The following is a 13,526-nucleotide window of genomic DNA, read 5'->3' as shown; positions in this document are numbered from 1 at the left end:
TCACGGTCGTGTGTCCTGGGGCACCGCGGCGTCGCGCGGTTAGGCTGGGCCCATGACTGCAGACTTCTCACGTCCCAGTGCCGAGACCGTCGCATCGCTGCGGGCCAGCGTGGAACGCTCCCGGCCCACCCTGCTGCGTGAGCTCGGGGAGCTGGTGGCCATCCCCGGCATCGCGTGGAGCTCGTTCGACCCCGCCGAGCTGGACCGCAGTGCGGAGGCCGTGGCGGAGCTCCTGCGCAGCCTGCCCTTCGACGAGGTGGAGGTGCTGCCCGCGGCGTCGCCCGGGGGCGCCGAGCACCCGGCGGTGGTGGCCCGCAAGGCCGCGGCACCGGGGCACCCCACCATCATGCTCTACGCCCACCACGACGTTCAGCCCCCGGGCAGGCGCGAGCTGTGGGACACCGAGCCGTTCGAGGCCGTGGAGAAGGACGGGCGGCTGTGGGGCCGCGGCGCCGCGGACGACAAGGCCGGGATCGTGGCCCACGTGGGCGCGCTGCGCGCGTTCTTCGAGCAGCGGGGGAGCGAGCCCGGTCTGGGTGTCACCGTGTTCGTCGAGGGGGAGGAGGAGGCCGGTTCCCCCGGCTTCGAGGCCTTTCTCGCCGCGCACCGGGAGAAGCTCGCGGCGGACGTCATCGTCATCGCGGACTCCGCCAACTGGGAGGTCGGCGTGCCGTCCCTGACCACGAGCCTGCGAGGCCTCGTGGGCGGGGTCGTGGAGCTGGCGGTCCTGGACCACTCCGTGCACTCGGGCATGTTCGGCGGGCCCGTCCTGGACGCCCCCACGCTGCTGTCCCGGCTGATCGCCACGCTGCACGACGACGACGGCGCGGTGGCGGTTCCGGGGCTCGTGAGCGAGGACCACGCGGACGTGGACTACGACGAGGACCGGTTCCGCGCGGACGCCGGAGTCCTGGACGGCGTGCAGCTGGCCGGACGGGGGTCCATCTCCTCACGCATCTGGACCCAGCCCGCACTGTCCGTGACCGGGATCGACGTGACGGACGTGGCCACCGCCTCGAACACCATCGCGGCCACGGCGCGCGCGAAGCTCAGTCTGCGCGTGGCCCCCGGCCAGGACCCCCGGGAGGCCGCCGAGGCGCTGCGGCGCCACGTGGCGGACAACGCCCCGTTCGGCGCCCACGTGACGTTCGAGGTGGACGACATGGGCCCCGCGTTCCAGGCCGACACCGGGGCGGTCAGCTCCCGGATCGCGCTGTGGGCCTTCGAGCAGGCCTGGGGGCGCCCCGCCGTGAGCGCCGGGATGGGTGGCTCCATCCCCTTCACCGCGCCGCTGACCGAGGCGTACCCTGGCGTGGAGCTCCTGATCACGGGGATCGAGGACCCGGACACCCGCGCGCACAGCGCCAACGAGTCCCTCCACATCGGGGACTTCCTCAACGCGGTCACTGCCGAGTCCCTCATCCTCACCGCGCTGGCGGAGCAGGGGGCCCCGCGGGCGGAATGATTCGCGGCCCGCACGCGTTCCACACGCCAGAAGGGTCCGACCGAACTCAGGGGTGCGGCCGAGCGCCGCACGGAAAGCGAGCACCATGAGCGTCACCACCGACAACGAGACCGTGCAGGACCTCCCCACCCACGAGGTCCTGCTCACCGACAACGCCGCCCAGAAGGTCCGTGACCTGCTGGAGCAGGAGGGCCGGACCGACCTGCGGCTGCGTGTGGCGGTCCAGCCGGGCGGCTGCTCCGGGCTGATCTACCAGCTGTACTTCGACGAGCGTGTGCTCGACGGGGACCACGTCCGCGACTTCAACGGCGTGGAGGTCATCGTGGACAAGATGAGCGTCCCGTACCTCAGCGGCTCCACCGTGGACTTCGAGGACACCATCTCCAAGCAGGGCTTCTCGATCGACAACCCCAACGCGCAGGGCTCGTGCGCGTGCGGGGACTCGTTCCACTGATCCCGCCGCTCCCACGAAGGGGTGCGGGGCGGCCGGCTCGGTCGCCCCCCCCCCCGTCGTCGTGCCGCCCGCGAACCCAGCCCGGCGCCGGCGGCCACCCCCGCGGGGTGCTGCCCGTGCGGGGCCCGGGCCCGCGCCCGGACCGCCCGCAGGAAGGCGTCCGCCGCGACACGGCGTGCTGACACAGTGTCAGCACATCGCGGGGCTGAGGGGTAAGCTTCACAGGGAGAACCATCAACGGGCAATGCGTCCTCCGTGCCCACGCGCAGGACCGATGCGGAGCCCACACACAGAAGAGGAAGGGCCGTTTGTGAGTTCGCAAACTCGAACCGGCAGCCGCCGCGGCCGAGCGCTCAAGGTCTCGGCAGTGGCAGTCCTGGCGACGCTCTCGCTCACCGCCTGCTCGGAGCAGTCGAAGGTGGGCTTCCTGCCCACGCAGCGCGGCACCACCGACAACGCAGACCAGATCATGGACCTGTGGATCGGGTCCTGGGTCGCGGCCCTGTGCGTCGGTCTCCTGGTGTGGGGACTCATGCTCTGGTGCATGGTCGCCTACCGGCGCCGCAAGAACGAGACCGGCTACCCCCGGCAGCTGGCGTACAACGCCCCGCTGGAGATCTTCTACACGATCGTCCCGGTGGCCATGATCGTCACCCTGTTCTTCTTCTCGTTCCGCACGCAGACCGAGATCACGGACCGCTTCGACAACCCGGACACCAAGGTCCAGGTGTACGGCAAGCAGTGGGCCTGGGACTTCAACTACGTGGACGACAACGTCCACTACCAGGGCGTGCAGGCGCACCTCACCGGCAAGCCCGGTGTCGAGGACACCCTCCCCACCCTGTACCTGCCGGCGGACAGCAAGGTGGAGCTGGAGATCAAGTCCCGTGACGTCATCCACTCCTTCTGGGTTCCCGCCTTCCTCGAGAAGATCGACATGATTCCGGACCGCACCAACTACATGAGCTTCACCACCGGCCGCGAGGGGACCTTCGCCGGCAAGTGCGCCGAGCTCTGCGGCGAGTACCACTCCGAGATGCTGTTCAACGTCGCCGTGGTCAGCAAGGACGAGTACAAGGCGCAGATGCAGAAGCTGCGGGACGAGGGCAACACCGGACTGGTCGGCGACGAGTACAACCGCAACCCGAACCTCAACGAAACCTCGAACAAGTAGGGGATAGGCAATGTCTACGCTCGAATATTCGCGGGACGACGCGGCCACGGCTGCACCCCGCGTTGTCCCACGCTCCAAGGGTCGGGTGATCGTCAACTGGCTCACCTCGACGGACCACAAGACCATCGGGTACATGTACCTGATCTCCTCGTTCATCTTCTTCTGCGCCGGCGGCGTCATGGCGCTGCTGATCCGCGCGGAGCTGTTCCAGCCGGGCATGCAGATCCTGGAGACCAAGGAGCAGTACAACCAGCTGTTCACCATGCACGGCACCATCATGCTGCTGATGTTCGGCACCCCGCTGTTCGTGGGCTTCGCCAACGTCATCGTTCCCCTGCAGCTCGGTGCACCGGATGTGGCGTTCCCCCGCCTGAACGCCCTGGCGTTCTGGTTCTTCCTCTTCGGCTCGCTCATCGCGGTGTCCGGCTTCATCTCCCCGCAGGGTGCGGCCTCCTTCGGCTGGTTCGCCTATGCGCCCCTGAACAGCACCACGTTCAGTCCGGGAGTGGGCGGTGACCTCTGGGTCTTCGGCCTGGGCCTGCAGGGCTTCGGCACCATCATGGGTGGCGTCAACTTCATCACCACCATCGTCTGCATGCGCGCACCGGGCATGACCATGTGGCGCATGTCCGTGTTCACCTGGACCACGCTGATCACCTCCATGCTGATCATCATGGTGTTCCCGCCGCTGGCCGCCGCGCTGTTCGCGCTGGGCATGGACCGGCGCCTGGGTGGTCACGTGTTCGACCCCGAGAACGGCGGTGCCATCCTCTGGCAGCACCTGTTCTGGTTCTTCGGCCACCCGGAGGTGTACGTGCTGGCGCTGCCGTTCTTCGGCATCGTCTCCGAGATCATCCCCGTGTTCTCCCGCAAGCCGATCTTCGGCTACAAGGGGCTGGTGTTCGCCACCATCGCGATTGCGGCGCTGTCCGTGACCGTGTGGGCGCACCACATGTACGTGACCGGTGCTGTCGCGCTCGGGTTCTTCTCGTTCATGACCATGATGATCGCGGTTCCCACGGGCGTGAAGTTCTTCAACTGGATCGGCACCATGTGGCAGGGCTCGCTGACGTTCGAGACCCCCATCCTCTGGGTGCTGGGCTTCCTCTTCACCTTCCTCTTCGGTGGTCTCACGGGCATCATCCTGGCGACGCCGCCGCTGGACTTCCACGTGTCCGACACCTACTTCGTGGTGGCCCACTTCCACTACGTGATCTTCGGAACCATCGTGTTCGGCATGTTCGCCGGGTTCTACTTCTGGTGGCCCAAGTTCACGGGCAAGATGCTCAACGAGCGCATCGGCAAGGTGCACTTCTGGCTCCTGTTCGTGGGCTTCCACATGACCTTCCTCATCCAGCACTGGCTGGGCGTGGACGGCATGCCCCGCCGGTACGCGGACTACCTGCCCGAGGACGGGTTCACCTGGATGAACCAGTTCTCGACCATCGGCTCCATGCTGCTGGGCGTGTCCATGATCCCGTTCTTCTGGAACGTGTACACCACCCACCGCAACGCCAAGAAGGTCGAGGTGGACGATCCCTGGGGCTTCGGCGGCTCCCTCGAGTGGGCCACCTCCTGCCCGCCCCCGCGCCACAACTTCACGTCCCTGCCTCGGATCCGCTCCGAGCGCCCGGCGCTGGATCTTCACCACCCGGAGCTCTCGGCGTTCTCCAGCCAGCAGTACGACGCCGAGACGCCCCTGGTCGGCGGCAGCGGAAGGAACGGTCGATGAGCGCAACTATCAAGGTGTTCATGCTGCTCGGTGTGTTCTGCACCGTGGTGGGTTTCATCTACGGCTATGTGACGGACTTCGAGGAGCTCGCGGGCTTCCCGGCGCTCCTGGCCGTGGCCGCCATGAGCTTCATGCTCGTGGTCTACCTCTGGCTCGTGCAGCGATCCACCGGGGGAGCTCTTCCGGAGGACCGTGAGGACGGCGAGATCGTGGAGATGTCCGGCGAGTACGGCGCCTTCTCCCCGTGGAGCTGGTGGCCCCTGCTGCTGGGCATCGGTTGCGCCCTGTTCGTGACCGCGCTGGCCATCGGCTGGTGGATCATCGGGCTGGCCGCCCCGGTCGCCATCCTGGGCCTTTTGGGCCTGATCTTCGAGCACTCCCGCGGGGAGCACGCCCACTGATCGTGTGTAGCCTGCGGGCACTATGAGTGGCCCCCGTCGTCTCCGGACGACGGGGGCCACTTCTTTCGCCCGGCACCCTTTCGTCCAGGTGCGCTCCGTGGCAGCGGGGGTATAGATCGGGCGGCCCTCTCCACGGTGGCTTCGGCAACCCGCCTCGGTAGCCCCCGGCGCATCGGACGGGACACTGCGGGAGGTGACTTCCTGTTGTCACGGCGTGAGGGCGAGGCGTCGTGGTCGCCCACCTCATCTCGGTTCCGATGCTGCCTTGGCGGTGCGTTTGGTTGCGCAGGCCACTCCGGCCAGGACGACGAGAAGCCCCGTCCACTGCATGACGGAGGGCTGCTGAGCGAACATGAACCAGGCCCACAGCATCGTCATGGGAGCAGTCAGGTAGAGCAGAGTGCTTGTCGTCGTGGCTCCAAGATGACGCAGGCACCACGTGAACGTCATGTAGCCTCCCAGACCGGACAGGAGGACGAGCCAGGTGATCGCCCACAGCAGCCGCTCAGTGACGGGAATGCCGAGGCCTCCATCGTGAAGCGCGATGAGCACGAAGACCACAGCTGCCACACAGACCTGGATGGTCAGACTGAGTAGCACCGGTATTCTCGGTTGCCACGCGCGCTCCAGAAGCGCAGACGTGGACAGACCGAGCAGGCTCGCCACCACGAGGCCGACGCTGGCCAAACCGGTTGCGCTGATCCCACCGACGCTGAGCGCGACACCGGCAAGGGCCATGACGAGTCCGACCCATTGACGAACTCTGACCCGATCGAAAAAGACCAGCCGACCCGCGGCGGTGACCAGCAAGGGCTGCAACGCGCACACCAAGGCGGACAGCCCGGCATCCAATCCCTGTTGCGCCGCAAGAAACACCCCGCCCAGGAAGACGACGTGCGAGAGAAGCGCCAGGGCAATCTGCCGCAAGAGGTCACTGCATTTCACCGTGGTCACGGCTCGACGGCTCACTGGCACAACAAATGAAGCGAGCAGGAGCACCGCCGCGGTCGCCAGGTAGCGCCAAGCAAGCAGTCGCCAGACTCCCACCGCTGTCTGGTCAGCCAGGGAGGCGCCTATAAAACCCGAGCTCCATGCCACCACGAACGCCGCAGCCATCATCCATCGCATCCAGCCAGGTAACCATACCGGTCGGTATACTGTCAGTGCACCTGCATCAGAGGTAAGGAGCAGACGATGGACATTGGACTTGAACCCTGCGAATCCGTGACCACCACCGCGGCCGGCGAGCGGATCCTCGATGCCGCGACACGACTCTTCCGTGAACATGGAATCACCGCCACGGGCGTGGACAGCATCGTCGAGCTCGCCGGCACCACCAAGAGGACGCTGTACCAGCGTTTTGGGTCCAAGGACCGTCTCGTGGCCTGCTATCTGCAAGCACGCGCTCACCGCTGGCAGAGCGAGCTCTTGGCCGCACTGGCGCCAGCCACCCCGGAGGAACGTCTCGACATCGTCTATGACCACACCATTCGGTGGGCAGGGGAGACGCCCCGGGGATGCACCTTCGTGAACGCATGGGCTGAGGTCGGAGCCACTGACCAGCAAGCCACCGGGGTCATCCAGGAAGAGAAGAAGTGGATGCTGACACTGTTCACGCTAATGGCCAACGGCAACCAGTGCACAGGCCGTCTGCTTCACCTGCTCCATGAAGGCGCTCAAGTCACGGCCTCGATCGAACGGGATGCCATTGCCTTCACCGCTGCCTGCTCCGCATCCCATCAGCTGCTGGCCCGTCAGTCATGAACTCCACGGGCCATCGACGATCGCCCCGGACACCCTCCTCTGCCCTCGGGACCCCCTGACCGTTCGGCCGCTGTTCCGAGGGCGCATCAGATGTCCCGCAACATGGAGTTCCTGGGGTGTCGAGCCCATTTCCAGCCGGGGGCCGGGCAGGGTTCATCCTGGCGCCGGTGAGACGGCCAGGCCCGGGGAGGGCATCTCTGCAACTCTGTACGGCGCGCGGCACTGCAGACACAGCAAGAGGCCCGTGACCATCAGATGATGGTCACGGGCCTCTTGTCAGCGGCAACTGGTGCCGGTGGGTTGCTACCTCTCGATGGAGGTGGGGTGGGATCCCGCACCCACAGCCACGGGCTCCGGCTCATGGTGCCCGTGAGCGGCCTCGAGCTCGGCGGGGCTCACCGGGGCCACACGGTCCTCGAAGAAGAGGTGGCTCAGGCGACCGCGCATCTTCTCACCGGCCGTGATCTTGCCCTTGGCGTTCGCACGGGCGGGCTGCACCTGGCGGTCCTGGAAGTCCACCAGCTTGTAGCGGCGGTACTCGTCCAGGGGCTCGTGCACCTCCACGAACTCGCCGTGGGGCAGAGCCTGGATGCGTCCGGACTCGCGGCCGTGAAGGACGATCTCGCGGTCCTTCCGCTGCAGCGACAGGCAGAAGCGACGCGTGATCATGAACGCCAGGATGGGGCCCAGGAAGTACAGGGCTCGCAGCCAGTAGATCACATCGTTCACGGCCATGTGGAAGTGCGTGGCAATGAGGTCGCCAGAGGCGGCGATCATCTGGACGGCGTAGAAAGTCACGCCCGCCGCGCCCACGGCCGTGCGGAACGGCGCGTTGCGGGGGCGGTCCAGAATGTTGTGCACACGGTTGTCGCGGGTGACCCAGCGCTCGATCCAGGGCCATGCGAACATGGCACCGAACATCCCCGCCATGGGGATCAGCGGCAGGAGGATGGCCAGGGGAATTGCCAGGCCGAAGAGGTGGATCTCCCACGAGAACGGCCAGGACCCCGGCATGAGGCGCAGACCGCCGTCGGAGAAGCCCATGTACCAGTCGGGCTGCGAACCGGCCTGCACGGGGGAGGGATCGTAGGGGCCGTAGTTCCAGATCGCGTTGATGGTGGTGGTCCCGGCGATGGCGGCCAGGATGCCGAACACGATGAAGAAGAAACCGCCGGCCTTGGCGGCGTACACGGGACCCACGGGGAAGCCCACCACGTTGTTCTCGGTGCGGCCGGGGCCGGGGTACTGGGTGTGCTTGTGCACGACCACCATGAACAGGTGGATCACGATCATGACCAGGATCAGCGCAGGGATGATCAGCACGTGCACGATGTACAGGCGGCCGATGATCGCGTGGCCGGGGAACTCCCCGCCGAACATGAACATGGAGATGTAGGTGCCCACCACGGGGATGGACTTGGCGATGGCGTCCGCAATCCGCAGACCGTTGCCGGAGAGCACGTCGTCGGGGAGGGAGTAGCCGGAGAAGCCGGCCACGATCGCCAGGATGAAGAGCACGCAGCCCACCACCCAGTTCAGCTCACGGGGGCGCCGGAACGCGCCGGTGAAGAACACGCGGAGCATGTGCACGGACAGGGCCATGACGAACAGCAGCGCGGACCAGTGGTGGAGCTGGCGGAGGAAGAGACCACCGCGGATGTCGAACGAGATGTTCAGCGCCGAGGCGTAGGCCCCGGACATCTCCACACCCTGCATGGGCACGTAGTTGCCCTTGTACTCCATGGACGTCATGGTCGGGTCGAACCAGAGCGCCAGGAAGGTCCCGGAGAGGAGCAGGATGACGAAGCTGTAGAGGGCCACCTCACCGAACATGAAGGACCAGTGGTCGGGGAAGACCTTGCGGCCGAACTCCTTGACCATGGCCGAGGCACCCACGCGGGTGTCGACGAAGTTGGCGATGCGGCCCGTGCTGGTGGTGGGCCTGTATTCGAAGTCGGACGATGTGGACATCAATTCGCCTCATCCTGCATGTCTTTGACGGCGAAATCGCGCTGCGAGTAGGTGGGTCCCACGGGCTCGTGGAAGTCACTGCGGGCAACGAGGTAGCCGTCGGAATCAACGGAAATGGGCAGCTGCGGCAAGGGTCGGGATGCCGGGCCGAAGATGACCTCACACTCGTTCGTGAGGTCGAACGTGGACTGGTGGCACGGGCAGAGCAGGTGGTGCGTGTGCTGCTCGTACAGGGCGATGGGGCAGCCGACGTGGGTGCAGACCTTGGAGTAGGCGAAGATGCCGTCCACGTTCCAGTCCTTGCGGTCCTCGGATACGTTCACGGTGTCCGGGTCCAGGCGCATGAGCAGCACCACGGACTTGGCCTTCTCGTTGAGGTAGCCGTCCTCGTGGCTGAGGGTGGTGAGGTTCTCGGGGATCACGTGGAAGGCGGAGCCCAGGGTCACGTCGGACGCCTTGATGGGGGTGCCGGAGGGGTCGCGCACCAGGCGCACGCCCTGGTCCCACATGGAGTGGCGCAGGACCTTGAGGTCGGTGGGGCCGAGGTCCTTGAGCAGACCCACGAACGGGAGCGGCATGAGCACCGCCGCGCCGATGAGCGTGTTCCGCAGCAGCGGGCGGCGCTTGACGCCGGACTCGTCGTAGATGGTGTTCAGGATGCTCTGCGCCTCGGCGCGCTCCTCCTCGGAGCGAAGGTCGTGGCGCTGCTCCACGATCTCGTGGTCGGGCATGAGCGTACGGGCCCAGTGGACCACGCCCACGCCGATGCCGAACATGCCGAGCGCGATGCCGAGACCCAGCAGGAGGTTCTGCAGGCGCAGCTGCGCGGTGGGTTCGGTGTTCACCGCGTCGTAGAGCGGGCCGTCCACGCGGATGCCGAAGTAGGCCACGAAGAAGAGCACGGAGCCGATCACGGAGATCAGGAACATCAGGACGATGTGGTGCTCGGCGCGCTTGGCGGCCTTGGGGTCAACGTCGGTCACGCGGGGGCGGTGCGGTGGAAGCCCCGGGTTGGGGAAGTGGTCCAGATCCGCTCCGTCCGAGGTGACAACCGCCCCGCTCTTGTGGGGAGTGCCGTCACGATGGTCGCCCATGTGGTCCCTCATTCTTCTCTTGGTGCTGTGAATAGTGTCTAGGGTGCCGGCCCGGGGCCAGCGGGTGCTCTCAGGCGGAGCGGGAGGTCAGCCAGACCGTGAAGGCAATGACGACGATCAGACCGATGGTCCAGATGAACAGGCCCTCGGAGACGGGACCCAGGGAGCCCAGGCTGAACCCGCCGACGGTGGTGTTGTTATCGAGCGTCTTCAGGTACGTGATCACGTCGCGCTTCTCATCGGGAGTGATGTTGGCGTCGTTGAACACGGGCATGTTCTGCGGGCCGGTCTGCATGGCCTCGTAGATGTGCTCCTCGCTGACTCCCATGAGGGAGGGGGCGAACTTGCCGCGGGTCAGGGCGCCGCCCTGGCCGGCCGCGTTGTGGCACATGGCGCAGTTGGAGAGGAAGATCTTGGCGCCCTCGGCGGAGTTGCCCTTGGAGATGTCAAGGTCCTCCTCGTCCGGCACGGAGGGGCCGGCGCCGAGGGAGGCCACGTACGCGGCGAGCTGCTTGGTCTGCTCGTCGTTGAACTGCGGCGGCTTCACCTGGGCCTGGGGGCCCTGCATCTGCATGGGCATGCGGCCCGTGCCGACCTGGAAATCCACGGAGGAGGCGCCCACGCCGATGAGGGAGGGACCGGTGTTGGTTCCCTGGGCCTTCATGCCGTGGCAGGTGGAGCAGTTGGACTGGAAGAGCTTCTGCCCGTCCTGGATGTCCTGAGCCGAGTAGGTGGTCGTCTCGGCCTTGGCTTCATTGGTGGTTGTGGCAACTGCGTAGAGTCCACCGGTCAGAAGCAAAGCCATGACCAACAGCGCCAGGGCTGCCATGGGATGGCGGCGCTTTTGTGAGAGTGCCTTCACGTCAAACGTTCCTTAACTCGGTTCTCGATCTGGGATGGGTGGTGGGACCTGCGAGGACTACTTGATGAAGTAGACGAGGATGAACAGGACGATCCAGACGACGTCCACGAAGTGCCAGTAGTAGGACACCACGATGGCCGAGGTGGCCTCGTAGTGGCCGAAGCGCTTCGCGACGAACGCGCGGCCCATGATGAAGAGGAATGCGATGAGACCACCGGTCACGTGCAGGGCGTGGAAACCGGTGGTGATGTAGAAGGCGGAGCCGTAGGCGCTGGCCGCAATGGTGACGCCCTCCGAGACCAGGGACGCGTACTCGTAGACCTGCACGGACACGAACACCGCCCCCATGAGGAAGGTGAGGGCGAACCACTCGGTCAGGCCCCACTTGGTGATCTGGAAGATCCCGCCCGTGCGTCGCGGCTGGAGTCGCTCCGCCGCGAACACGCCGAACTGGCAGGTCACGGAGCTCAGAACGAGGATCAGGGTGTTGATCGACGCCATGGGGACGTTGAGCACTTCGGTGTTCTCGTGCCAGACCTCGGGAGAGGTGGCGCGGAGGGTGAAGTACATGGCAAAGAGACCGGCGAAGAACATGACCTCGGAGGACAACCACACGATGGTGCCCACGGAGGTGAGGTTGGGGCGAGTGATGGTCGCACCCACCGGTTTGGCTGGGGTATGAGTCGCAGTTGTCACAGAGACATTATGTCGCCAAAACTCTCGACGGACCAACCACCACGCGCTCGGGCCTCCGCCGTGTCGCCCGCCCCGCACGTGACATCGGCGACGCCGCGGGGTTCGCGGAACCCGGGGGAGAGGGCTGCGGGCGCCGCCGGTGGCCGCGGCGCGGGCGGTAGAGTCGGCACCGTGACTACCTCGAGCGACCCCCGCGCGGCCCAGCAGTGGCCCGATCTCCTGGCCGCCCTGTCCCGGGGCGAGGACCTCACCCGGGAGGCGGCCTACTGGGCCATGGACACCATCATGGCGGGCGAGGCGTCGGACGCCGTGATCGCCGGATTCCTCATGGCGCTGCGCACCAAGGGGGAGACCGTCCCGGAGCTCGACGGGCTCGCGGACGCCATGGTGGCCCGCGCCCGTCCGATCACCGTCCCCGGCCCCGCCCTGGACATCGTGGGGACCGGCGGCGACCGGCTCTCGAGCGTCAACATCTCCACCATGGCGGCGATCGTGTGCGCCGGCGCGGGAGTGCGCGTGGTGAAGCACGGCAACCGGGCGTCGTCGTCGAAGTCGGGCTCCGCCGACGTCCTGGAGGCGCTGGGCGTCCAGCTGGACATGCCCGTGGACCGGGTGCAGGGCTGTGCCGTGGACGTGGGCATCACGTTCCTCTTCGCCCAGACGTTCCACCCCTCCATGAGATCTGCCGCGGCTGCCCGCAAGGCCCTGGGAGTGCCCACTGCCTTCAACCTCCTGGGTCCCATCACCAATCCGGCGCGCGTCTCGGCGTCCGCGATCGGTGTGGCGGACGCAGCCCTGGCCCCCCTGATGGCCGGGGTGTTCCGGGACCGCGGCGACCGCGCCCTCGTCTTCCGGGGCGGCGACGGGCTCGACGAGCTCACGGTCACGGCGCAGTCCGCGGTGTGGGAGGTGCGCGACGGCGAGGTCACCGAGCACACTCTGGAACCCCTCGATCTGGGCATGCCGCGTGCCTCGGTCGCCGACCTGCGCGGTGGGGACGCCCGTCACAACGCCCAGGTGGTGCGCGACGTCCTCGACGGCGCCCCCGGCCACATCCGCCACGCAGTGCTGCTGAACGCGGCCGCCGGCCTCGTGGCCCTCGCGGAGCACGCGGAGGGGCCGTTCGAGGAGCGCTTTGCGGCGGCCGTGTCCCGTGCCGCCGACGCGGTGGACTCCGGAGCGGCGCGCGCCGTCCTGGACCGCTGGGTGGATTTCTCCAGGCCCTGACGGGCCCGCCCGCCCCGGTTTCCGGTCACGTCACGGGCTGCGCACCTCCGGAGCAACGACGCCGCCCGGCCGGGTGACCGGGGGGGGCGGCGGCCTTCTGTGGGGCGGTGCGGGCGAGCCGTCCGTGCCACTTTCTTCACAGGGTGACGGTCAGGGACCGGTCACCCGTGTCTGAGCTGTCCTGGGAGACCTCGTGCGCGTCCTCGGCGAGCTGGAACTGGACCGGGGTGCAGGAGAGCGCGCACACGGTCGCGGGGGAGTGGTCCGCGCTCAGCGGCGGCGCAGCCGCGCGACGAGCGTCAGCACGAGCCGGTAGCCCACGAGGAGCACGGCCAGGACGATGGTGCTGACGACGATGAAGGACAGTGCCGTGCCCTGGCCGGTGAGAGCTCGCAGGACCATGCCACCCACCTCGGCGCACAGCCACACGGACAGACCCGTGGGGATGACGGCGACCGGGTGCCGGGTGCCGCGGCTCGCGAGCCATCCGAGCAGGGCTCCCGCGGCGAAGGGCCAGGCGGTGACCACGAGGCCACCGAGGTCCTCGCCGTGACTGGCACGCCCGATGGCGGCAAAGATCAGCACGAGCACGACGTCCACCACCAGGTAGACCGGCCACCGCGTGTTCGCAGTGCCGTCGACCGCGGCGGGAGCGGTTCGCCCCGGCCGGGACTGCCGGGTCTGTG

General features: G+C 67.3%; 13 protein-coding genes. 7 read left to right on the top strand and 6 right to left on the bottom strand.

The window, feature by feature from the left end:
• The first annotated feature begins 52 nt into the window (after window positions 1-52).
• The 5 genes from Q4A22_RS07715 to Q4A22_RS07695 all read left to right on the top strand — a co-directional run bounded on the left by Q4A22_RS07715 (window position 53) and on the right by Q4A22_RS07695 (window position 5,226).
• Complete coding sequence (locus tag Q4A22_RS07715; RefSeq protein WP_303178286.1) at window positions 53-1,465, top strand: dipeptidase; 1,413 nt, start codon at window positions 53-55, stop codon at window positions 1,463-1,465.
• 85 nt (window positions 1,466-1,550) lie between these two features.
• Window positions 1,551-1,919: an iron-sulfur cluster assembly accessory protein gene (locus Q4A22_RS07710; protein ID WP_303178284.1), complete on the top strand. Its 369-nt coding sequence runs from the start codon at window positions 1,551-1,553 to the stop codon at window positions 1,917-1,919.
• Between the two features lie 367 nt (window positions 1,920-2,286).
• Window positions 2,287-3,093 (top strand): cytochrome c oxidase subunit II, encoded by an 807-nt coding sequence (coxB, locus tag Q4A22_RS07705; RefSeq protein ID WP_303178283.1) that lies wholly within the window; start codon window positions 2,287-2,289, stop codon window positions 3,091-3,093.
• A 10-nt stretch (window positions 3,094-3,103) separates the two neighbouring features.
• A complete protein-coding gene (gene ctaD, locus Q4A22_RS07700; RefSeq protein WP_303178282.1) occupies window positions 3,104-4,825 on the top strand; it encodes a cytochrome c oxidase subunit I in 1,722 nt (573 codons plus the stop codon).
• Entirely contained in the window at window positions 4,822-5,226 is a 405-nt protein-coding gene (locus Q4A22_RS07695) for a cytochrome c oxidase subunit 4 (RefSeq protein WP_303178281.1), read from the top strand. The genes ctaD and Q4A22_RS07695 overlap by 4 nt, the downstream gene beginning before the upstream one ends.
• 243 nt (window positions 5,227-5,469) lie before the next feature.
• Here Q4A22_RS07695 and Q4A22_RS07690 read toward each other — a convergent pair whose 3' ends face one another.
• Window positions 5,470-6,342: a DMT family transporter gene (locus tag Q4A22_RS07690; RefSeq protein ID WP_303178450.1), complete on the bottom strand. Its 873-nt coding sequence runs from the start codon at window positions 6,340-6,342 to the stop codon at window positions 5,470-5,472.
• Between the two features lie 108 nt (window positions 6,343-6,450).
• Here Q4A22_RS07690 and Q4A22_RS07685 point away from each other — a divergent pair, with 108 nt between their 5' ends.
• Complete coding sequence (locus Q4A22_RS07685; RefSeq protein ID WP_303178280.1) at window positions 6,451-6,990, top strand: TetR/AcrR family transcriptional regulator; 540 nt, start codon at window positions 6,451-6,453, stop codon at window positions 6,988-6,990.
• Between the two features lie 303 nt (window positions 6,991-7,293).
• On the opposite strand, the gene Q4A22_RS07680 is transcribed toward Q4A22_RS07685, so the two are convergent.
• The 4 genes from Q4A22_RS07680 to Q4A22_RS07665 all read right to left on the bottom strand — a co-directional run bounded on the left by Q4A22_RS07680 (window position 7,294) and on the right by Q4A22_RS07665 (window position 11,613).
• Window positions 7,294-8,961: a ubiquinol-cytochrome c reductase cytochrome b subunit gene (locus tag Q4A22_RS07680; protein ID WP_303178279.1), complete on the bottom strand. Its 1,668-nt coding sequence runs from the start codon at window positions 8,959-8,961 to the stop codon at window positions 7,294-7,296.
• Window positions 8,961-10,055 carry a ubiquinol-cytochrome c reductase iron-sulfur subunit gene (locus Q4A22_RS07675; protein ID WP_303178278.1) on the bottom strand — a complete coding sequence of 365 codons (1,095 nt, stop codon included), beginning with the start codon at window positions 10,053-10,055 and terminating at the stop codon, window positions 8,961-8,963. The genes Q4A22_RS07680 and Q4A22_RS07675 overlap by 1 nt, the downstream gene beginning before the upstream one ends.
• A 70-nt stretch (window positions 10,056-10,125) precedes the next feature.
• Window positions 10,126-10,917, bottom strand: a complete 792-nt coding sequence (locus tag Q4A22_RS07670) for a cytochrome c (protein ID WP_303178277.1) — start codon at window positions 10,915-10,917, stop codon at window positions 10,126-10,128.
• A gap of 57 nt (window positions 10,918-10,974) precedes the next feature.
• On the bottom strand, window positions 10,975-11,613 hold the full coding sequence (locus Q4A22_RS07665; protein ID WP_303178276.1) for a heme-copper oxidase subunit III: 639 nt from the start codon (window positions 11,611-11,613) through the stop codon (window positions 10,975-10,977).
• A gap of 171 nt (window positions 11,614-11,784) precedes the next feature.
• On the opposite strand from Q4A22_RS07665, the gene trpD reads away from it, so the two are divergent.
• A complete protein-coding gene (gene trpD / locus Q4A22_RS07660) occupies window positions 11,785-12,840 on the top strand; it encodes an anthranilate phosphoribosyltransferase (protein WP_303178275.1) in 1,056 nt (351 codons plus the stop codon).
• A gap of 270 nt (window positions 12,841-13,110) precedes the next feature.
• Here the strand turns inward: trpD and Q4A22_RS07655 are convergent, their stop codons facing one another.
• The gene (locus Q4A22_RS07655) at window positions 13,111-13,431 is read right to left on the bottom strand and encodes a DUF3054 domain-containing protein (protein WP_303178449.1); all 321 of its coding nucleotides are present in this window, start codon (window positions 13,429-13,431) and stop codon (window positions 13,111-13,113) included.
• Window positions 13,432-13,526: the final 95 nt, after the last annotated feature.

This window comes from Kocuria sp. (genome assembly GCF_030530945.1).
Classification (GTDB): domain Bacteria; phylum Actinomycetota; class Actinomycetes; order Actinomycetales; family Micrococcaceae; genus Kocuria.
Note: the sequence above shows the minus strand (reverse complement) of the source record. Positions and strands in the feature narration are given on the sequence as shown.